Source organism: Thiorhodovibrio litoralis, assembly GCF_033954455.1.
Classification (GTDB): Bacteria; Pseudomonadota; Gammaproteobacteria; order Chromatiales; family Chromatiaceae; genus Thiorhodovibrio; species Thiorhodovibrio litoralis.
This window is the reverse complement of record NZ_CP121473.1, coordinates 3,873,052-3,893,846: the sequence shown is the minus strand read 5'-3', so window position 1 is coordinate 3,893,846 and position 20,795 is coordinate 3,873,052. Positions and strand designations below refer to the sequence as shown.

Annotated in this window: 19 protein-coding genes; 11 read left to right on the top strand and 8 right to left on the bottom strand. The window is 58.7% G+C overall.

Annotation, left to right across the window (positions count from 1 at the left end; translation table 11 throughout):
* Window positions 1-84: 84 nt before the first annotated feature.
* From Thiosp_RS17600 to Thiosp_RS17570, 8 genes are all read left to right on the top strand, one after another.
* Complete coding sequence (locus Thiosp_RS17600; RefSeq protein WP_323696582.1) at window positions 85-585, top strand: AAA domain-containing protein; 501 nt, start codon at window positions 85-87, stop codon at window positions 583-585.
* Window positions 582-2,042: a phospholipase D-like domain-containing protein gene (locus tag Thiosp_RS17595; protein ID WP_201068318.1), complete on the top strand. Its 1,461-nt coding sequence runs from the start codon at window positions 582-584 to the stop codon at window positions 2,040-2,042. The genes Thiosp_RS17600 and Thiosp_RS17595 overlap by 4 nt, the downstream gene beginning before the upstream one ends.
* Before the next feature lie 340 nt (window positions 2,043-2,382).
* Window positions 2,383-2,760, top strand: a complete 378-nt coding sequence (locus Thiosp_RS17590; protein ID WP_201068319.1) for a calcium-binding protein — start codon at window positions 2,383-2,385, stop codon at window positions 2,758-2,760.
* Between the two features lie 94 nt (window positions 2,761-2,854).
* Window positions 2,855-3,097, top strand: coding sequence for a hypothetical protein (locus Thiosp_RS17585; RefSeq protein ID WP_201068320.1), 243 nt, complete (start codon window positions 2,855-2,857; stop codon window positions 3,095-3,097).
* On the top strand, window positions 3,078-3,305 hold the full coding sequence (locus Thiosp_RS17580; protein WP_201068321.1) for a DUF2283 domain-containing protein: 228 nt from the start codon (window positions 3,078-3,080) through the stop codon (window positions 3,303-3,305). The genes Thiosp_RS17585 and Thiosp_RS17580 overlap by 20 nt, the downstream gene beginning before the upstream one ends.
* A gap of 122 nt (window positions 3,306-3,427) precedes the next feature.
* On the top strand, window positions 3,428-3,607 hold the full coding sequence (locus Thiosp_RS24800; RefSeq protein ID WP_201068322.1) for a DUF5615 family PIN-like protein: 180 nt from the start codon (window positions 3,428-3,430) through the stop codon (window positions 3,605-3,607).
* Window positions 3,608-3,912: 305 nt separating this feature from the next.
* Complete coding sequence (locus Thiosp_RS17575; protein WP_201068323.1) at window positions 3,913-4,344, top strand: universal stress protein; 432 nt, start codon at window positions 3,913-3,915, stop codon at window positions 4,342-4,344.
* Between the two features lie 73 nt (window positions 4,345-4,417).
* Window positions 4,418-6,115 (top strand): BCCT family transporter, encoded by a 1,698-nt coding sequence (locus tag Thiosp_RS17570; protein WP_201068324.1) that lies wholly within the window; start codon window positions 4,418-4,420, stop codon window positions 6,113-6,115.
* 34 nt (window positions 6,116-6,149) lie between these two features.
* Here Thiosp_RS17570 and Thiosp_RS17565 read toward each other — a convergent pair whose 3' ends face one another.
* The 3 genes from Thiosp_RS17565 to Thiosp_RS17555 form a co-directional block, all read right to left on the bottom strand.
* Window positions 6,150-6,872, bottom strand: a complete 723-nt coding sequence (locus Thiosp_RS17565) for a 3'-5' exonuclease (RefSeq protein WP_201068325.1) — start codon at window positions 6,870-6,872, stop codon at window positions 6,150-6,152.
* Window positions 6,873-6,877: 5 nt separating this feature from the next.
* On the bottom strand, window positions 6,878-8,782 hold the full coding sequence (locus tag Thiosp_RS17560; RefSeq protein ID WP_201068326.1) for a DUF294 nucleotidyltransferase-like domain-containing protein: 1,905 nt from the start codon (window positions 8,780-8,782) through the stop codon (window positions 6,878-6,880).
* A gap of 106 nt (window positions 8,783-8,888) precedes the next feature.
* Window positions 8,889-9,317: a hypothetical protein gene (locus Thiosp_RS17555; RefSeq protein ID WP_323696581.1), complete on the bottom strand. Its 429-nt coding sequence runs from the start codon at window positions 9,315-9,317 to the stop codon at window positions 8,889-8,891.
* A 205-nt stretch (window positions 9,318-9,522) separates the two neighbouring features.
* Here Thiosp_RS17555 and Thiosp_RS17550 point away from each other — a divergent pair, with 205 nt between their 5' ends.
* Window positions 9,523-11,151, top strand: a complete 1,629-nt coding sequence (locus Thiosp_RS17550; RefSeq protein WP_201068328.1) for a response regulator — start codon at window positions 9,523-9,525, stop codon at window positions 11,149-11,151.
* Window positions 11,152-11,183: 32 nt separating this feature from the next.
* Here Thiosp_RS17550 and Thiosp_RS17545 read toward each other — a convergent pair whose 3' ends face one another.
* The 3 genes from Thiosp_RS17545 to pta all read right to left on the bottom strand — a co-directional run bounded on the left by Thiosp_RS17545 (window position 11,184) and on the right by pta (window position 16,322).
* The gene (locus tag Thiosp_RS17545) at window positions 11,184-12,809 is read right to left on the bottom strand and encodes an ATP-binding protein (RefSeq protein WP_201068329.1); all 1,626 of its coding nucleotides are present in this window, start codon (window positions 12,807-12,809) and stop codon (window positions 11,184-11,186) included.
* Window positions 12,810-12,948: 139 nt separating this feature from the next.
* A complete protein-coding gene (locus tag Thiosp_RS17540) occupies window positions 12,949-14,148 on the bottom strand; it encodes an acetate/propionate family kinase (RefSeq protein ID WP_201068330.1) in 1,200 nt (399 codons plus the stop codon).
* A complete protein-coding gene (gene pta, locus Thiosp_RS17535) occupies window positions 14,145-16,322 on the bottom strand; it encodes a phosphate acetyltransferase (RefSeq protein ID WP_201068331.1) in 2,178 nt (725 codons plus the stop codon). Before pta ends, Thiosp_RS17540 begins: the two co-directional genes overlap by 4 nt.
* Before the next feature lie 274 nt (window positions 16,323-16,596).
* Between pta and Thiosp_RS17530 the strand changes: the two genes are divergently transcribed.
* Entirely contained in the window at window positions 16,597-17,037 is a 441-nt protein-coding gene (locus tag Thiosp_RS17530) for a hypothetical protein (protein ID WP_323696580.1), read from the top strand.
* A gap of 36 nt (window positions 17,038-17,073) precedes the next feature.
* Here the strand turns inward: Thiosp_RS17530 and Thiosp_RS17525 are convergent, their stop codons facing one another.
* Window positions 17,074-18,330 carry a thioredoxin family protein gene (locus Thiosp_RS17525; protein ID WP_242518832.1) on the bottom strand — a complete coding sequence of 419 codons (1,257 nt, stop codon included), beginning with the start codon at window positions 18,328-18,330 and terminating at the stop codon, window positions 17,074-17,076.
* A 76-nt stretch (window positions 18,331-18,406) separates the two neighbouring features.
* Here Thiosp_RS17525 and yrfG point away from each other — a divergent pair, with 76 nt between their 5' ends.
* Window positions 18,407-19,123, top strand: a complete 717-nt coding sequence (gene yrfG, locus Thiosp_RS17520; RefSeq protein ID WP_201068333.1) for a GMP/IMP nucleotidase — start codon at window positions 18,407-18,409, stop codon at window positions 19,121-19,123.
* Window positions 19,124-19,206: 83 nt separating this feature from the next.
* On the opposite strand, the gene rhlB is transcribed toward yrfG, so the two are convergent.
* A complete protein-coding gene (gene rhlB / locus Thiosp_RS17515) occupies window positions 19,207-20,691 on the bottom strand; it encodes an ATP-dependent RNA helicase RhlB (protein WP_201068334.1) in 1,485 nt (494 codons plus the stop codon).
* Window positions 20,692-20,795: the final 104 nt, after the last annotated feature.

The following is a 20,795-nucleotide window of genomic DNA, read 5'->3' as shown; positions in this document are numbered from 1 at the left end:
GCTGTGTCCAGCCCCGGACGACGCTGGGGCGGGGAGATATGGGTAATGGTATGATTTGTTAGAGGGCTTGCGGTCCCGAAACCTGTGACTTGGTTCTCTACGTCTAATACGGGACATTCGTTTGAACATCATTCCGGCGGTACCTATCGTAACCTTGCCGAAGTTGAAATAATTAAAGACTTGTTAAATAGGCTTCAGTTCGCCGCAGATACTCAGGAAAAGGTCTTTGATGTTGCTGTAATGTCAGGGTATTCAGGGCAGGTCGACGCAATGCGGCACGCATTTGCGGGTCTAGCACCGAATTTAACTAAGCTCCGGATTGAGGTAAACACCGTTGACACATATCAGGGTCGTGAAGCAGATATCGCTATTTATTCGATTACGCGATCGAACAAAGAAAAGCGAATCGGCTTTCTAAAAGAAACCGAGAGGATTAATGTAGCATTATCACGAGGAAAAGACCTGCTGTGTATTGTAGGCGATAGCGAGTTCTGTCGATCCATTGTCTCAGAGAATCCTTTTCAAGAAATACTTTCATACATAGAAGACTCGCCAGACTGCGAAATAGTCGGGGAGCCTGTATGATCTCAATCGATGACCTAATAGTACGCTTCGACAATCGACAAGGGTTTGACTTGGTTGATTATGAAATCGTGGGTCTGCCAGTCTGGAAACTCCTGTTGCTTGTTCAGATTCTCGAAGATAACCCAATCGCGGCGACCGATGAATTCGTGCTTAGACTCGTGAGTAAGGGGGTTAATTCAATTGATAGCATCGCGGAACTACTGGGACTTGATCAAAAGATTGTTATGGGCGCAGCTAGTGATCTTGTTCGGATGGATGCCATCATACATGAAAACGGGCGTCTTAAATTAACTCAGAAAGGGGATGAGCTTAAAAGAAAGGCGGTGCTCACAAAGCCGACCGAGGCAAACTTGCCGATTTTCTACGACGCGATCATAAGAACTCCTCGGGTATTCCAGCCCTATGAACTCTCCGCACCACGGGAAATTAAGTCGGAAGGAATACGTACAATAAACCCTTCACCGAACCGCAAACCGCTAGCATCTGAGCTTGAAAGGGATGCGGTCGAAAGTTACTTCAAGGCCGCAGGTGGGGGCCGCAGTTCCACGTCAGTGATTCGTGTCAAAGAGGTTACTTCTCGTTGGGTCTATTATCAGAAAGCGGTTATGCTTGTGTTCAAAGCCATGCAGGGCAACGACGTGCAAGTTGGTTTTGCGATCAACAGAAGACTTTCTGAGGAGCATGAATTTGCCTTTGCGAGAACTAATGGGCCAAAGCGCTTAGGTATTGATGGAGCCGTGCGTGAGAAAACGGAGGTTGCTGAGGTAGTACTACTAGGCGATGTTGAGGCAAGTCGGATACTGCAAGAAGCGTCGAAGACTGCGTCTAAGACTGGCCTGATCCGTAAAGAGCTCGCGAATATAAGAGGGAAGATTAAAGAGAAAGCCGGCGAAGACTCAGCGGTTCTGAATATAAAAACAGAGGATACCGCTGCTAAAGCCATTAAGCGACTAATCGATGAAAAAGAGAAGCTTCAGAGGAAGCTGGACGAATTTTCTGTTCGCATGGTCAGTGTGTATGAACACCCAGACTATCTGAATGATGCTCTTGAAAATGCGCAAAACAGAATCTTGATTATTTCCCCATGGATCACCCGCGCTGTTGTCGATGAACGGTTCTTACGCAAAATGAGGAAGCGTTTACGTGCTGGGGTAGAGATTTTTATCGGATACGGTCTGGATGAACGAGAGGATGAACCGCCTATCGAAAATTGCGCTGAGCGTAATCTTCGGGACGAGGCACAAAGGACTTCCAATCTTCACATCAAGAGACTTGGTGATACGCACGCGAAAGTACTTATCAAAGATGAGGACTTTATGATTGCCACTAGCTTCAACTGGCTGTCCTTTCGAGGGAATCCTAACCGGCGGTTCAGGGAGGAATGGGGTACATTCATTGGTATCGGTGAGAAGATTAACGATCAGTTTGAAATATTCCGGGAGCGAATCATTGGCTAAATATTCAGCAGAGTTGACACTGCCAAACCGGGGTGGACCGTAGTCTCCGGCGGAAAGCGAGACGTATAGCGCTTTACCGCTTTTTCAATTTTTCGGCTGCCCTCGCTGCGCTGTTACGTGGGCGCCAGCGCCTCCTGGAAGTCTTGAGGCTCCATCCCTTTCGGTGAAGTCGCTAGCACGTCGACGAATTAAAATAAAGGGGCGTGGGTGGAATTGTTTTCCAGACAGGGAATCAACGCAGAATCAACCGCCTAACGATGGCCTCCGGTCCGACCTCTCGCTGCGCTCGCGGCGGCTGAGGCTGGCTTTAGGTTAAAAAACTACAATACAGCAGCAGATAATGATCAAGAATGGCTTTTATGATTCTTCATGGGACGAAGATAACGATGAACTATGGGATCAAAAATTTATAGAATGGCAAAGTAGAGACTGGCGGAATTGGTTGTTAGAAAGACTTTCTTTCCCTTTTGAAGTAGAAAGGAAAGAAGACTTTGATTCAAATCCGTTTTCAAATAATAAAAATGAACTTTTTAGTGTTGGCAATATTTTAAAAGCAATAAGCCTAGAAGATGAATATGATGATTACGGAATACTTATAAAAGTAAAAGAAAGTAGAAAAACTGGCTACGTTCCTCTTTGTGATGTGGAGGTTACCTCACGAAAAAATGAAAATTTCTGGCCGGTTAGAGAGTATGTCGTTTGGTTTGCAAATAGATAAAAGTTACCTAGCGAATACCTCCAGTCCGTCCACTCGCTACGCTCGCGGCGGCTGAGGCTGGCGTTAGGTAAAATAATTACTAATAAAAAAGTAAATGATCATCAAATTCTCACGACATGCGAAGAGAAGAGCAAAGCTCTACAGAATCTCTGAAGACATTATTCGTGAGATTCTTTCGGATATTGATTTATCTGAAGGTGAGCATGAAATTATCAAAAATGTACCTGGGTTTAGATATCCAATAAAAGTAGTTGTGGCTGTCGAAGGCTTCACACTTACTGTAGTTACAAATTATCCACTGAAGAAAGGCAAAACAGATGAACGTTCACTACGATGAATCAGTTGATGCACTATACTTGAAACTAGGCGAGGATGAGCCAGATGGAGTTATTGAGATTGCAGAGGGAGTCAATATTGATACAACTGCTGAGGGGAAGCTGGCTGGTATTGAAATATTAAAAGCATCGCAAAAAATTAACATTAACACTATTCTATCTTACACGCTTGAGTTAGATCACGATTTGTTAACGAAGAAAATTGCCTAACAAATTAAAGGTTCCATTAGGTTCGATTTAATCGGGGCAATTGAATCGAAACGACACATATTGCTTGACGAACTGCTTCAGCCGAAGCCGTTTTCGTTCTCAATGAACCGGGTAGGGTCGGCGTGACCGTTAGGGAAGCGGGATTCGATGCCGTGCATTGGACGCAGGTTGGAGATCCCTCGGCGCCTGACCGCGAAATCATGGAGTGGGCAGTCGCCAAGGGTTTTGTCGTCCTCAGTCACGACTTGGATTTCTCGAGCATGCTTGCTCTGAAATTAAAGGGTCGATTTAATTCGCGGTAGTTGAATCGAACCGACAAATGTTGCCTGGCGAACCGCGCCAGCCGGAGCCGTTTTCGCTCTCGATTAACAGAGTCGACGCAGCGTGGCTTTAGGGGGTAAATCTGGGGTGTCCCGGTTTCCTCTCAGCTAGCCACTGCACGCCATGCTCATGTTAAGCTATCGCGGTGATTGAAATTCTTCCACGACTAAGCGACGGAAGATCTGCTCAAGGGCGTCAATTCTCTCGCCGCGCGGCGGCGCTGCCCATCCCATCCCATCGCCTAATTCCCGCCTTATCCCCGCCTAATCCTAGGAGGCACAGTGTTATGTTCAAGACGATTATGGTGCCGGTAGACTTGGCGCACTTGGGTGCGCTGGAGAAGGCTCTGACCGTGGCGGCGGATCTCTCGCGCCACTACGGGGCGGCCCTGTGCTACGTTGGCGTGACCACTTCCCAACCCAACGCGGTGGCACGCACGCCAAAGGAATATGAGACCAAGCTCAGGGCATTCGCCCACGAGCATGCCCCCGACAGTGGTCACGAGCCCGTGGCGCGCGTCTACAACAGTCATGATCCGGCGGCTGACCTGGACGATATCCTGGTCCAAGCCATCCAAGACGTCGGCGCGGACCTGGTGGTCATGGCGACGCATCTACCCACCCATCTCGACGCCATCATGCCGGCCAATGGGGCCAAGATCGCGCAGCATACCAAGGCGTCCGTGTTCCTCGTGCGGAAGGATTTTTCGGCCGAATGACCGCGCCTTAATCCCAGCGAACAAGACCCGCATTAGAAACCCAAATAGAAGTAAGCAGTCAAGGGAGAATCTCGTGGAAAACGAACCCGCAACAGCCCCGGAGTCAGCGCTGGAGTCGGTTGGCGTACCGGCCCCGGAAGGTGCGGCTAATCTGATCGATACCGATTACCAGATCGGTCAGGACAACTACCAGGCCAGTCCCCTTGGGGTGAGTATCGACATCCACAGCTCAGTGTTTGCCGTGTCGGCGCTGATGATCCTTGGCTTCGTGGTGCTGACCCTGGCCTTGCCCGAGCAGGCGACCGCCATCTTTAACGGGGCCAAGAACTGGATCAACGCGAATGCGACCTGGTTCTACCTGCTGTCTGCCAACGTCTTTGTGTTGCTCTGTCTCGGCCTGATTTTCTCGCCTCTGGGGCGTATCCGCATTGGTGGTGCCGAGGCGACGCCGGACTTCTCGCGGATCTCCTGGTTCGCGATGCTGTTCGCGGCGGGGATGGGCATCGGCCTGATGTTCTATGGCGTGGCCGAGCCCTTGACTCACTATGGCACGTCCCTGGACGGCATCGCCGTTGGCGAGGACGGCGTGCGCACGGACTGGGCGCCGCTCGGGGGAGCTGGCGGCGATGAGGCCGCCGCCGTGCGTCTGGGCATGGCCGCGACCCTGCTGCACTGGAGCCTGCACCCCTGGGCGATGTACGCCATCGTCGCCTTGGCCTTGGCCATTTTCTCCTACAACAAGGGCCTGCCGATGACGGTGCGGTCCATCTTCTACCCGATTCTGGGGGAGCGCGTCTGGGGCTGGCCGGGGCATATCGTCGATATTCTCGCGGTGTTCGCCACCCTGTTCGGGCTGGCCACGTCGCTTGGGTTCGGTGCTGAGCAGGCGGCCTCGGGGCTGCACTATCTGTTCGGGTTCGGTGACGGGGATGTGACCCTGGTGCTGCTGATCACCGGCATTACGGCGGTGGCCCTGGGGTCCATCGTGGCCGGTGTGGACAAGGGCGTGAAGCGCCTGTCCGAGGTCAACATGGTCCTTGCGTTCCTGCTGCTGATGTTTGTCGTGGTAGTGGGGCCTAGCCTGATGATTTTTAAAAGCTTTTTCCAGAATATTGTTAGCTACCTGGGTGAGCTGCCCTTCCTGTCCAACCCCTTCGCGCGCAAGGATGTCAACTACAGCCAGGGCTGGACCACCTTCTACTGGGGCTGGTGGATCAGCTGGTCGCCCTTCGTGGGCATGTTCATCGCCCGGGTGAGCCGGGGGCGCTCGGTGCGGGAGTTCCTGATCTCCGTGCTGCTCATTCCCACCACGGTATCGATCTTCTGGTTTACCGCCTTCGGCACCACGGCCATTGATCAGGTGCGCAACGGCTTTGATGGCGCGGTCTCGGCAGAGCTGCCGTTGCAGTTGTTCATGATGCTGAGCGAGCTGCCGCTGACGGATATCACCTCGTTCATCGGGATTGTGCTGGTGCTCGTATTCTTCATCACCTCATCAGACTCTGGCTCCCTGGTGATTGACACCATCGCCGCCGGCGGCAAGATCGATGCGCCCAAACCTCAGCGGGTGTTTTGGGGCATCACCGAGGGGGCTGTCGCCATCGCGCTGCTCTTGGGCGGGGGGCTGGCCGCCCTGCAGGCGGTGGCGGTGTCCGCTGGTCTGCCCTTTACCTTCCTGCTGCTGGCGGGTTGTTACGCGATCGTCAGAGGACTGCTGAGCGAGCCCCGCATCGCCAAGCCCGCCAAACCGGTGAAACCGGCGGCCGCTTGACGGTGGCTATAGTCACTCCTTGACCATTCAGCGCCTAGATCCAGAGATCTGAAACCGGTGTGTTCGGCCGAAAGTGCCGGGCCATCTGGGCCTGGAACAGCTCGGCCGTGGCGATGGCATCCACCTTGGCGTGATGCGACGAATAATGGGGCAGGCCGTAGCGGGCGCGGCTGGCGGCTAGCCGGATGGAGGGCGGCTGGCGGCCGAACAGGCGCTTGAGCCCCGACAGGCGGCCCTGGCGCTCCCAGCGCGCCTCAAGCTCCATGGTGTCGATGACGGGAAACAGGCAGCGCTCACCGCGATTGACCAGGACCGCAGCCTCGAGGAAGGGTCGCTCGATGTTGCGGTAGTGAACCACCACCAGGCGGCCGGCGAGCGCGTCCAGCAGCTCGTCGAGGATCGCGGTGATGGGGGGCGCGTGCTCGACCTCCGAGTGGGTGATGCGATGGATGGCGATGGACTCCGCCCGCAGTGGCCGGGGCGGCTTGACCACCCAGTAACGACCCGCCGCCGGGCGAATGGCCCGCAGGTCGAAGGGCACCAGGCCAATGCTGACAATGGCGTGCTCGCGGGGATTCAGGCCCGTGGTCTCGAAATCCAAGGCCACCAGCGGAACCTCTCCGATCGGGCTATCCTCCGTTGGCAGCCCCGCCGCATACAAGTGCTTGAGCGCCGGGGTCTTGCAGGCCTGCGCCTGGCGGGTGAAATAGTCCGCCCAACTCGGGGCGGCCTGGCGCGTTTTTCTCCTTAACAACACGGCGATCAGCGGCCCGGGCTGGGGTAGCGGAAGCGCAGGAAGCTTTGGGCGTTGCTCAGGATCTGAAACGCTTCCTTGAGATTGTGGCGCTCGCTATCCGCGACATGCTCCGGCTGGATGGCGTTGTCCGGCTCATGGTCGTTCTTGATCTCCTGGGCCTGATGACGCATGCGCACGATAGAGAGGAACTCCAGGGTGTAGCTCAATTTGTCGGTCTGTCCGGCGGGCAGGGCCCCGGCCCGGCTGATCTCATCGAGCCGCTCGAAGCCGTTCTGGGCGCGGGAGCCCACACCCAGGGCATGGACCCGGATGACATCGTTCAGGGGCGCGATGCCGCGGCGTTTGAGATTGATGGCGTTGTTATGCCGTCCGTCCTGCTCCAGCACGAAGGTGCGGAAAAAGCCCAGCGGTGGCGTGCGCCCGAGGGCATTGCGCGCCAGGGCGGCGAGGAACCGGGGGCTGGCCTTGGCCTGGGTGGCGATCAGGTCTTGTAATTCCTCCACGAACCGCTCCTCACCGTGAACCGCTTCCAGATCAAAGAAGATGGAGCTGTGCAGCAGCCGCTGCGGATCAGGCTTGGCGATCCAGTCACGGAAGTAGGCTTTCCAGCGCGCCAGCGGCTGCCGCCAGTTGTCGTTGGTGGCCATGATGCCCCCTTTGCAGTAAGGGTAGCCACAGGCATTCAGTCCGTCGCTGACGAATCGCGCCAACTCCTTGAAATAATCACCGTGGCGCTTGGGCTCGAAGTCGTCGTGGAGCACCATGGCGTTGTCCTGATCCGTGGTGATGGACTGGTCATTGCGCGCCAGGGAGCCGTGCACCATGAAGCAGTAGGGCACGGGAGGCGGCCCCAGCTCGGCCTCGGCCAGCTCCACCAGGCGGCGCATCAGGCTGCGGCCGACGCTCGTCATGGCCGCACCAATCATGCGCGAGTTGGCGCCCTCGTCCACCATTCGCAAGAAAGAGGCCCGCACCTCGGGCGTGAGGCGCGCCAGGGCCTTGACCGAGGTGCGGTTGAAGATATTGTTGACCAGATAGACGCTGTTGTTGGTCTCGTAGCGGACGATGTCCGAAAGGTACACGACACCCACGGGGCGGCGGCGGTGCAGGATCGGCAGTCGCTGAATATTGTTGCGCAGCATGGTCAACATCGCCTCGTTGACCGACTCGCTGGACTGGATGGCGATGAGCCAGCCGTGGCTGATGCTGGAAAGCGGCGTCTGCGCCGAGACTCCCTCGGCGACGATGCGCTGGCGCAGGTCTTTGTCGGTAATCATCCCCGTGAGCAGCCACAGCCGCCCGTCGGCATCGGCAAACACACGATCCGAATCCTCCTCGTCGCCGGGCCTGATCAGCAGCACCGAAGAGACATCGTGCTCGGTCATCAGGCGCGCCGCTTCCTGCACGGTGGCGGATTCTTCGATCATCACCGGCAGGCGGGAGATGAGCCGACGCACCGGTGTGGCGATCATGTCGTTGTCGCGCTGGCTCTGCTCCACCGTGCTCTTGAGCCGCGAGGAACCGGACAGCTCGACGAAATCCGCGAACTCCTCGTCTTCGGCGCACAGGTGGTCGAAAACGGGCTTCGGGATCCGATAGATCAGGGTGTCCTCAATGGCCTGCACCGGGTAGCGGACCTGGCGGTTGCGCAGCAGATCGAGCTGCCCGAAGATGTCGCCCTCGCCAAGGCGGTTGGAGAGCTGGCCGTTGTGGCGGTACACCTCGACCGCGCCGCTGCGGATGTAGGACAGCGCCTGCACCGGGCCGTCCCGTTCGGCGATGGTTGTGCCGGCTTTGAAATAGGCGATCTCCACTGCACCGGCCACCTCGTCGAGGAGCTCGTCGCTCAGTCCGTCGAAGGGCGGATAGCGGCTGATGTGATCGCGAAACTCTTGGATTTCTGCTTCCATGGTCCTCCCGAGCTGCGGATTCTTACGATTCTGCTTGGTAAGCGGCGTTTCTAGCGCTGATGGGGCAGCAGTTCTCGCGTATCCAAGTCGCTTCCTCCGGTTCTCGCTAAAAAATTAAAGCCATCGAGCGTCCATCGAGCTGCATCTTCGACGGCGATGTGGCGTAAGACGATAGTGGATCGCTCAGGGCCAGGGCAGTATCGTCGACGGCATTGTAGGCATAATAGCAGGCGGCACTACCGTCATCGCCAGATGCGGAAAAGTTGAGTCGCACCACGGCGTCGTTGTAGCCGGGGGTTTCGGTTCTTACTTCCTTCCAAACGACCTCATCGCCGCGCTTGATGCGAACAAGGTCTTTGCATAGAGTCACGCGAACATCTTCCATAGGAGTGGAGCAGGCTGAGAGAAAAAGGGCGGCCGCTGCGCACAGGGCGGCTATAGAGCAAGTGCTTACCCTGAATCTGATGGATGTATTGCCCGGAATGGTCGGGACCATGAGCCTTGGTTGGGAGTAAATGCCTGGGGACTGAATCATGGAGCAATCTCCTCTTGGTGTGTCATGCTGGCGGCTGTGCTCAAGCAGTGCGTCACCCGTGCTAATCGTGGCGATCCTGCTGACGTCGCTCTCCAGTCTTTGCCAGCATCGTTAAGCGTTAATATTGACATCAGTGATTGTGCCGGAAAAATAGCTCGCTGGCGCTCGTCATGTTCCGGTGAGTAAAGCGATTTCAAACGCCCCTATGAATCAGTCCAGCCCGGTGAGTACCGAGGAGTCGCTGTCGCGCTTTCTCGATTCATACTTGGAGGCCTACTTTACGCAGCGGGATTTCGCCGCCACGGTCGCGTGGCTGAGTCCGAGTTTTTCCGTCGTCGGCACGGGTCTGCTGGAGTTGGCTGAGAATCTCGAGGCGGCGGTCGCAAGTTATCGGCGGGATCTCGCCGACGCGCCGCAGCCGGTGGATTATGTCTTTCGGCATCGCCAGATGCGTGCGCTCGCGCCCAATCTGGGGCTGATTCTGGCCGAACTGGATATCGAGACCGACGTCCAGGGAAAGCTCCTGGTGATGCATCACCTGCGTCTGACCATGACGGTGGCCGCGCCCATGGAAGCGCTGACTGACACTGGTATGCCGGCGGATGCCTGGCGCATCGAGCAGATGCATGTCTCGATGCCCAACAGCGAGCAGGACGAGGATGAAGCTTACCCGGTCAAGGAGCTAAAAGAACGCAACGCGGTGCTTGAAAAGCTGACTGCGGAGTTGACGCGCGCGGAACAGCGTGAACGCACTCGCATTGCTGGTATTTTGCACGACAACCTGCAGCAGCTTCTGGTCGGCGCGCGCTTGGGTGTTGAGCAGGGGCAACGCCGGTTGCGGCGCTCAAGCGGGACATCCGGCGGCGAGACCGGGGCGGGCGAGGCGCTTGATCGGGTCATGGGTCTGTTGCGCGAGGCGCAGCAGGTGATGCGTGACCTGGTCGCGGACCTGTCACCACCGATTCTGCGCGAAGCAGGTCTGACTCCGGCCCTGCATTGGCTGGCACGGGTGATGCTGGAGCGTTACCAGCAGGAGGTTGACATCCATGTCGAAACGGATATGAGTCCGCGCCAGCCGGAAGTCAGAGATATTTTGTTCGACGGAGTGCGCGAGTGTTTGTTCAATGCGGTCAAGCACGCCCATGCCAGCCACGCCGAGGTGCGGGTGCAACAGGAGGGGGATTGGCTGCGGGTGACCATCAGCAATTGCGGCGATGGCTTTGATGTCGATCGCGCGCTCAACGCCGGACAGGGGATGTCAGGCTATGGGCTGATTGGGATTCGCGAGCGCCTCGCCCTGCTTGGCGGGCGTTTGAGCATTGTCAGCCGTCAGGGGCGAGGCACCGAGGTGTGCCTGGCCGTGCCAGGCTCTTCTGCGACCTCGGTCGCGCCGTCTTCGCATCCGCGAGCGGGCGGCTTGCTGGCCCAGCCGGCGGCGCGGCAGGTGGTGGGTGTGGCTGTGCCAAGTTTGCGGGTGCTATTGGTGGACGATCATCCTATGGTGCGCAATGGGCTTGCCGCCTTGTTGAACGATCAGCCGGATATCGAGGTCGTTGGCGAGGCTGCCAGCGGCGAGGAAGCGCTGATTGATGTTGCACGCTTGCAGCCGGATCTGGTCATCATGGATTCTTCCATGCCGGGCATGGGTGGCATCGAGGCGACACATCGCATCAGCCAACGCTGGCCAGAGGTGCGGGTGATTGGCCTGTCGATGCACGCCGAGGCCGACCGTGCCGCCGCCATGCAGGCGGCCGGCGCTTGCGATTATCAGTCCAAAACGGGCGATGTGGAGGCGCTGCTCGCGGTCATTCGGCGGCAGTTTGATCGCGGGTGAATCCTGCCTGATAGCACCCGAGCGCCCTTGTTTCAGTCCACCTGCCGCCAATCGGCCTGGATCAGATTGCGCGCGGCGCTCCCGAAGACCAAGCCGACTTCGAATAGGCCCTGACCTGGCGTGTCGCGATACTTCTCGCTATAGCGGCGCGCGCGGATCTGCGCTAGTGCCGGGTTGGTCTCCGCGCCATCCTTCTCTGCGCCTGCCTCTGGTTCTACCTTTGGCTCTGGCTCTGGCCGCGCAGCGCCCCGATCAAGCTTGATCTCCATCACATAGGTGTAGTCTGCAAGCCGCACCGTCAGATCGACCTGGCCGTGATTGGTCAGGTCTTCGGGGATGATCTCTGCGTTCAGGCTGGCGAAAAAGGCATAGAGCACGCTGGCATAGTAGCCTTCCGAATCAGGCAGGTCATTGCCGGTGAAGTTGCGCCAGGGGATGGCGGCGAACAGCCGTTTAATGGCCGCGTTCAGCATTGGCAGATCAGCCCTGGTTAGCGCTTCGGCCAGTCCGGCTTTGTAGGTTAGACGTTCGTCGCTGATGCCGGCATAGCCGTCGATAAACTGATTGTTTAGAGCGGTGCGAACTTCCTGGTTTGGCACTCGCAGTCGAAAGACCAGCTCGCCCCATTTCTGCTCGGCACTGGCGACCGTCAGATAGCCGCTTTGGAACAGCAGCGTGATGGGATTGATGCGCTCGACATCGAAGGAGTCGAGAATCTCCTCGCTGACTTCGATCTGCTCAAGATTTGGCAGAAAATAGCGTTTGCGCTGGAATAGCTTGATCAGAAAGCTCGGATTGCCGGTTTCGAACCAGTAATTACGGAAGCTGTGACCTTCGCTGATGAACAGCAGGATATCGTAGGGATTGTAGACTGGCTCGCCAAGAAAGCCATAGCCGTTGTACCAGGCGCGCAGCGCCTCCCAGTCGACCCCGGCCAGATGGGCCGCAAAGGTGGTCTCCAGATCGTTCTGGGTATATCCGCAGAGTGTCGCAAAATCGGGGCTCAGGGTAATGTCCCGCAGTTGATTCACCCCCGAGAACAGACTCACTTTGCTGAATTTACTCACCCCGGTCATGAAGACAAAGCGCAGATGGGCATCCTGCGCCTTGAGCACCGAATAGACATTTTTCAGCCCGTCGCGCAGCTCGGCCGCGCGCTCGGGGTGGTCGATGTTGTCCAGGATTGGCTTGTCGTACTCATCGACCAGCACCACCGCAGGCTGACCGAATTGTTCGTGGGCCTGGCGAATCAGATCGCCGAAACAACCGGGAATATCATTATTCTGCCAATCGCAGTCGATACCCAGGCGCTCGGCATTGTCCTCTATCAGTCGCCGGATGCGGCGATCCAGACCCTCGCGGCTCTCGATGACCCCTGCCGCAAAGTCCAACACAATCACTGGATTGCGTTGCTGCCAGTCCCAGCGCGGGTGGATATGCAGCCCGCGAAACAGCGGCTCGTTGCCCTCGAACAGCTCTTTTAAGGTATCGACGAACAGACTCTTACCAAAGCGGCGCGGGCGGGAGAGAAAATAGGCGCTGCTACCTTGCACGAGGGCGGCTGCGTGCGCGGTTTTATCGACATAGGCACAGCCGCCCTCGCGGAGCTTGCGAAAGGTCTGAACGCTAATCGGCAGCGGCGACAAAGCATCGGGCATGGCAGAGCCTCCGGTTGGTCGGTTTTGGTCAGCATTCTCGGACACTTCCAATCTCGATGTAAGATGGCGCAGTACGCTATGTGCCCACGATACTCAGCGATGCCTCTCTCTTGAAACGCAATTCGCGTCCGCGCCGCGCTCAACCCACGGCTTCGACCGTTTGCTGGGCGATTTCGAGCTCCTCGTTGGTTGGGATCACCAGGACCTTGACCGGGCTGTCGGCGGTGCTGATCATGCGCTCGCCGCGCGCGCTGCTGCGGTTCGCGGCCTCATCTAGCACAATTCCCATGCGCTCGAGGCCGCCGCAGGCGCGCGCGCGGGTTTCGGCATCGTTCTCGCCGATGCCGCCGGTGAACACGACGGCATGCACCTCACCCAAGACGGCGGTGTAGGCGCCGATGTATTTTTTTAGCCGGTGGCAGCTCATGCCGAGCGCCAGTTCGGCTTTGTTGTCGCCGTTCTCGATCATGCGATGAATCTCGCGCATGTCGTTCAGGCCGCAAATCCCAAGCAGGCCGCTCTGACGATTGAGCATGTCGTCGATCTGCTGATTGTCGAGCCCGAGATGTTTGGCGAGGTAGAAGACCACGGCCGGATCGATATCGCCGCAGCGACTGCCCATCACCAGGCCTTCCAGTGGCGTCATGCCCATGGATGTGTCTACGCTGCTGCCGTTGCGAATGGCGGTGGCGCTGGCTCCGTTGCCGAGATGCAGGGTGATCAGATTGCTGCGCTCGAACGAGCGCCCGAGCATGGTGGCTGCGCGTTTGCCGACATAGGCATGCGACGTGCCATGAAAGCCATAGCGGCGCACCTGATGCTCGCGGTAGAGATAATCCGGAATGGCGTAGCGATAGGCTGTGCGCGGCATGGTCTGATGGAAGGCGGTATCGAAGACCGCGACCTCCGGCACCCCGGGGAAGAGTTCGCGCGCCACCAGGATGCCATCGAGATGGGCGGGATTGTGCAAGGGTGCGAGCGGGATCATCTGGCGAATCGCGACGATAACATCGTCATCGATCAAGGTCGGCAGATGGAAGGCCTCACCGCCATGAACAACTCGGTGCCCGATCGCCTTGAGCTCAGCCAGATCGGCCAAGGCGCCCGTGTCGCGCAGGTGCGCGACGATGCGCTCAAGCGCGGTGTGATGCGAGTCAATCGGGTGATGTTCGTCTAAGGTTTGCGTCTGGCCACTTTCGTCCTGCCAGCGAAAGTTGAGCAGGGCGTCATCCTCGCCGATGCGGCTGATGTTGCCAGAAGCAACCACCGGCCAGCCGTCGATCTCGAACAGCTGGAATTTGAGTGACGAGCTGCCGGCGTTCAGAACCAGAACTTTCATGCGGAAGCCTCCTGTGAGGCGGATGAGGTGGTGGATTCGGGCGGAGCGGCCGGGACGCTGTTATCGGATGCGGCCTGCAACGCCAGGGCCGATGCCTGCTGCGCCTGAATGGCCGTGATGGCGACCGTGTTGACGATGTCGGTCACGGTACAGCCGCGGCTCAGGTCATTGATGGGTTTGTTCAGGCCTTGCAGCACCGGGCCGATGGCCACCGCGCCGGCGCTGCGCTGCACCGCCTTGTAGGTGTTGTTGCCGGTGTTCAGGTCCGGGAAGATGAACACCGTGGCGCGACCGGCGACTTCGCTTTCCGGCATCTTCGAGCGCGCCACCACGGCATCGACGGCCGCATCGTACTGAATCGGGCCGTCGAGCTTCAAATCCGGCTGGCGCTTGCGAGCGATGGCCACTGCCTCGCGCACCCGCTCGACATCCGCGCCCTTGCCGGAGGCCCCGGTGGAATAGCTCAGCATGGCCACGCGTGGTTCGACACCGAAGGCCGCAGCCGTGCCGGCAGAGGTGATGGCAATGTCAGCGAGTTGCTCGGCATCAGGATTGGGGTTCACGGCGCAGTCGCCATAGACCAGCACCCGATCGGCCAGGCACATGAAAAACACGCTCGAAACCAGCTTGGTATCGGGCTTGGTCTTGATGGTTTCAAACGAGGGTCGAATGGTGTGCTGGGTGGTGTGCGCGGCGCCGGAGACCATGCCATCTGCGTCGCCGACATGCACCATCAGGGTGCCGAAATAACTCACGTCTTCGAGCGCGTCGCGGGCCATCTGCTCGGAGATGCCCTTGTGCTTGCGCAGGTCAAAGTAGACGGCGGCGTACTCGTCGCGCTTCGGCGAGCTGACCGGGTCGATGATGGCGATGTCGTCGAGATGCAGGCCGAGCTCGCCGATGCGTCGGCGAATTTTTTCCGGATCACCAAGCAGCGTCAGATCTGCGACGCCGCGCAGAGTGAGAATCTCAGCCGCGCGCAGGATGCGTTCGTCGGTGCCTTCAGGCAATACGATGCGCTTGCGCTCGGACTTGGCGCGATGGATCAGCTCGTATTCGAACATCAGCGGCGTCACCCGCACCGAATGATGCTTGAAGATGCGCTGGCGCAGGTCGGCGACATCGACGTGGTCCTCGAACAGACCGAGCGCGGCGGCAATCTTGCGGTCATCCCCGGGCAGAATACTGGATTCCACCCGGTGGACGCCCAGCGCTGTGCTGAAGGTGTCGATCGGCACGCTGAGCATGGCCACCTTGCTGCGGCGCAGGCCATCGATCAGCCGCTGCACGTTCGGGGCGGGTTTGAGTCCGCCGCTGAGCAACAGCCCGGCGACGCGCGGGTAGGTGGTCGAGGTGTCGGCGGCCAGGCTGGCAAGGATGATGTCGCTGCGGTCGCCTGGGGTGATGATCAGGCAACCGTCCTCGACATAGCCGAGAAAATCCGGCACTTCCATCGCCGCGACCTTGTAGTTGGTCACCACCTGGGTGTGGCCGTCGGCTTCTCCAGCGAGCCACTCGGCGCCAAGCATCTTGGCGATCTCGCCGATGGTCGGCTGTGCCAGCGCACTGGTGTAGGGCAGCACATAGACGGTTTCGGCATCGGGCACGGCGGCCTGCGCGCGCCGACGCACGCTATCGACCATATCGGGATGGACGCCATTAACCACGGTCGCCAGCAGATCGCCGCCGCGATTGATCAGCGACTCGTGCGCGAGCTGCACAGAATTGAGCGTTTCTTCCTGCCCGCGGCTGAACCCCTTGACTACGGCGACGATGGTGCAGCCGAAGTTATTGGCCAGATCGGCGTTGAAGTCGAACTCGAGTGACGGTACCAGACCGTCGAAATCCGTGCCGGCGCACAGCACCAGGTCGCATTTCTCCTCCAACAGCTTGAAGCGGTTCAGGATCAGCTTGAGCAGCTCATCGTAGTGACCGCTGGCGACCAGCTCGCTGGCCAGCTGCGCGGAGCAGCCGTAGAGCATGTCATTGCCGAAGGGCAGGTCATAGCGATGGCGGATCAGGGTGGTCAGATTGTCCTCGTCGATATCGCGATTGACGATGGGGCGGAAAAAGCCGACGCGCTGCTTGATGGCCGTCAGCATTTCCATGAAGCCAAGCACGACCACGGACTTGCCGCTGCCCGAGCCAGCGCCGGCAATGTAAAGACTCTGCATGCTGAAACCTCTGTGAATCTGGGAAGGAAATTCGATGGAATGCGAGCAAATCTAAAGTTGTCGGCGTTCTGTGTCTTGTTTGATCAGTGCTGCCATGTACAGCCGGGGCCAGATGGTGTCAGAATAGCTGTCAACCAAGCGCGCCCTCTATCCGCGCCCTCTCTCGATCACCTGTCTTGATCACCTGTCTGGGCGCTAAAATTTCTGAGCCCTCGCAAAGCAGGAGGACACCAGAATGCACCATCATCGGCCTTTACGACAGTCTTGGTCATTATTGTGTTCACTGGCGGTTGTTGCCACCGGGCTGGTTTTTGTCCTGACCACGCCAGCGGCCAAGGGGACGGAACCAAGCGTCTATCGTTGCACGGCAACAGATGGGAGCATTGAGTTTCGCCAGTTTCCCTGTCATGGCCGTGACGATAGTCTACTGCTGGAGATTGACGACCGGCCCAGCGGCTGGACGCCGCCGGACCCGGCAGATGTCTTCAAGGATGAGCCTGAACGCAAGCCTCGAAGCTCAAGCGCCGAGTCGAGCAGCGATGCGCGTAAAGACGCTGCGGCCGATCGGCGCTGGGAAGAAAAGTGCCTGAAAAAACAACATCAGATCGAGCAGGTCAATCGCAAGCTTCGCGCCGGCTACACAGCTAGCGAGGGCCAGCGACTGCGCCACAAGCGCGCCGAGTACGAGGATTATGTCAAGAAATTCTGCGACTGATGATATCACTCAGCGTGCATTCAGCTTAAGGAGCAGCTAGGTTCCGCGGTCACTGCGCCAGCGCTGAAAGCTTGGCTCGTCGCGGTAGGCGCCACTCAGGATGAAGTCGAGCACGTTGTTCAGGCGATAAAAGCCGGTGACTGAGTCCAGGCGCAGGATTTCGCGCCCCTGGGTGTCGAAAAACAGTAGCGACGGGGCGTAGAAAATGCCGAGCTGTTCCGCCCATTCCCTGGCGGTGGTGGCCTCGCCCTGGGGTGTGACCACGGGCTCATCGGACCACATGTTAAGCTGCACGGCATCAAGCTCCTCGAAGCGCTCGGCCAGCGAGGCTTGCTGCAGCACGTCGCCATGGAGTACGTCGCAGGCGTGGCAATTGCCCTGCTCAAAAAAGACCACCAGCGGCCGCTCGGCGGCGATGCGGCTGCGGTCGAGCTGATAGGGCGGGGCGGAGAAGAAGGCCTGATCGTTGAGATCCTGCTCGTCGAAGACCATGCGGTTATCGCCGCGGGCGAGATAGTCGCGGAAGGACTCCTGCTGGAAATGATCATCGGCAACATATTCGAGTGCCGCGCGGAACTGATAGGGCGGATAATAGCCGCGCAGGCGCAGCGCCAGTTCGCCGTCTTCGTCATAAAAAACCAGTGTCGGGGTAAAGTCCGCCTCGCTGCGCTGCGCAAGCTCGCGCTCGGTGAGCGTCTTGCCGTTGAGGTCGGTCACCTCGGCGATGCCCCAAACATCGATGGGCACCACGTCGAAATGGCGCCGGGTGTAGGCGACGATGTCCTCAAGCCCGAAATTCACATCCATCAGTCGGTGACAGTAGGCGCAGCGCTTCTGGCCGAAGTACAAAATCAGCCCGCCCTTGCCCGCTTCGCGCGCGGCCTTCAGATCGGCCGGCAGATCAAGGAAAGGATCATTGAACCAGTCTGGATAGGTCAGTTGCGTGGCGCGCGGGCTGTCATCGAAGGAGGCCTCCGGATCAGTCTGGTCGGCCTGTTGCGCGTCGGCTGTTGCGGTGTCATCTGGTGCAGTGTCACCTGGTGCGGTGTCACCTGGTGCGGTGTCACCTGGTGCGGTGTCAGTTGGCGCCTTTTCAGCCGCTGCCGCGTCAGAGGTTAGCTTGTCAGCCGCGGCCTTGTCAGTCAGCTCCGCACCAGCCATTGCCGTATTGGACAGCATCGCGGCACCAAACAGCATGGCCAGCAGGCTGATCAGGACGGCAAGGGTGGTCGTTACACGCGCGCTGGTGCCTTTGCCGCGTGACTCGGTTCCCGGGAGAGAAATCAATGGCATGGCCGTGGCGATTGATGAAGGCTGATGGTGCATTCCTGACATCGCATTGAACGAGTGAAGATTCTGGAAATTTCTGATGATAACGCAGACTGCAGAGCCTGACCGGGAAGCGCATCATGCGCAAGCGCGGGACTGGGACGCCATCGATACCGTGTTTCTGGACATGGACGGCACCCTGCTCGATTTACACTTCGATAATCATTTCTGGCTTGAGCACGTGCCCAAGCGCTATGCCGAGGCCCAAGGTATCGCTTTGGACAAGGCGCGGGAGTTCCTGTTCGGGCAATACCGGGCCAAACGCGGCACTCTGGCTTGGTATTGCGTGGATCATTGGACCGAGCTGCTTGGCTTGGACATCGCACTGCTGAAGGCCGAGGTGGATCACCTGATCGCCGTGCACCCGCATGTGCCGGAGTTTCTGGAACTCCTGGCGACGCGCGGCAAAGGTCGGGTGCTGGTCACCAACGCCCATCCGCGCTCGCTGGAGCTGAAAATGGAGCGTACCCGCCTGGCCGGGCATTTCGACCGTGTCATCTGCGCCCATGATCTTAAGCAGCCCAAAGAAGCCGAAGGATTCTGGGATGCGGTGCAGGCCATTGAGCCCTTCGACCCGCTGCGCACGCTGTTCGTCGATGACAATCTCGACGTACTGCGCGCGGCGGGGGCCTATGGCTTCCATTGGCTACTGGCCATTCTGCAGCCGGACTCCACCGCGCCACCCGCCGAGATCACGGAATTCCCAGCGGAGCATGGTTTCGCGCCGCTGGTTGCGGAGCTCAGTTTGCTCGGCTGATGCTGGCAGTTTCATGAGCCGGCCCCAAACAAGCCCAAAACGCAAAACAAGCCCAAATCGTCAGTTCCAAACCGGGGTCTAGTTCAGGACGCAGCAGTTGGAGATGTTGAACCGTCGCCCTGCGGTGGTCGGTCCGACTTAGGCTTGGAACGCCGCCGTCTGCGCTTTTTCGGCTTCTCCCCCGCGTCTGTCTCGGCTTTTCCTTCCGCCTTGTGCGGATGCTTGTGCTCAGACTCGTCCTTATGCTTGGACTCGTGCCTGTGCTTTGACTCGTGCTTATGCGTTGAGTCGTGCTTGTGCTTATGACCATGCCCCCCATGCCGACGTCCGTCCTTGCCATCCCTGTCGCGCGTCTCGCGCCGCGGCGGGCGCACCCGGCTTGAGGGATCGATCTCGGCAAGCAACTCAGCATTCACTGCTTCAACAGGAATTTTCGCGCCGATGTAGTCCTCGATCTCTGGCAGGCAAAAGGCGTAGGTCTCGCAGGCAAAGCTGATCGCATCGCCTGCCGCGCCGGCGCGCGCGGTGCGCCCGATGCGGTGGACGTAATCTTCCGCGTCTTCCGGTAGATCGTAGTTGACCACGTGGCTGACATCCGGAATGTGCAGCCCGCGCGCGGCCACGTCGGTGGCCACCAATACCGGCAGTTTGCCCTCCTGGAAATGGCGCAGCAGGCGCAGGCGCTGTTTTTGCGGCACATCACCGGAGAGCACTGCGGACTCGATGCCATTGCCTTCCAGATAGCCCCACACCAGTTCGGCCTGGCGTTTGGTGTTGATGAAGACCATCACACGCCCGTCGTCGATTCGGCGCAGCAAGCCGATCAGCAGCGGGATTTTTTCATCATTGCCGACCATGTAGCAGCACTGAGTGACGCGATCGGCGGTCACCTTGTCCGGGGTGATCTCGACCATCAGCGGGTCGTTCATGTGCTCGTAGGCGAGCTCGGTGACCCGGTAGGACAGGGTGGCGGAGAACAGCATGCCGAGACGCTCTTCCGGCGGTGGCATGCGCCGCAGCAGGAAGCGGATGTCCTTGATAAAGCCGAGATCGAACATGCGGTCGGCCTCATCGAGGATCACCACCGAGATGGATTTGAGATCGAACACCCGCTGCTTTAAGTAGTCGATCAGCCGCCCGGGTGTGCCGATCAGGATGTCCACCCCGGCGGCGATTTCGTCGCGCTGCTGCTGATAGCCGGTGCCGCCGTAGGCAAGGCCTAGGCGAAAACCGGTATGCTTGGCCAGCACCTCGGCATCCTTGTGAATCTGCACCGCGAGCTCGCGCGTGGGGGCCAGAATCAGAACCCGCGGGCCCGGTTCGGGGCGCTGGCCCGAATCCGGGGCATCGCGCAGCAAATGATGCAGCGCGGCGACAAGATAGGCGGCGGTCTTGCCGGTTCCGGTTTGCGCCTGCCCGGCGACATCGCGGCCAGTCAGCGCGATGGGGAGTGCCTGGGCCTGAATCGGCGTGCAATGCTGGAATCCGGCATCCTGCAGCCCGGCGAGAATGCGCGAGTCGAGCGCGAAGCTGTCGAATCGGGTCTCGGTCAGATGGGTTTCAGACATGAAAAACTGTTGTTGCTCCGATTATTTGCCGCTTTTTGGCGACAGGACTTGCAAAAGTTGAAATCTTTGGCTGAAATAGCATCTTAACCCGAGGGTACGAAGCA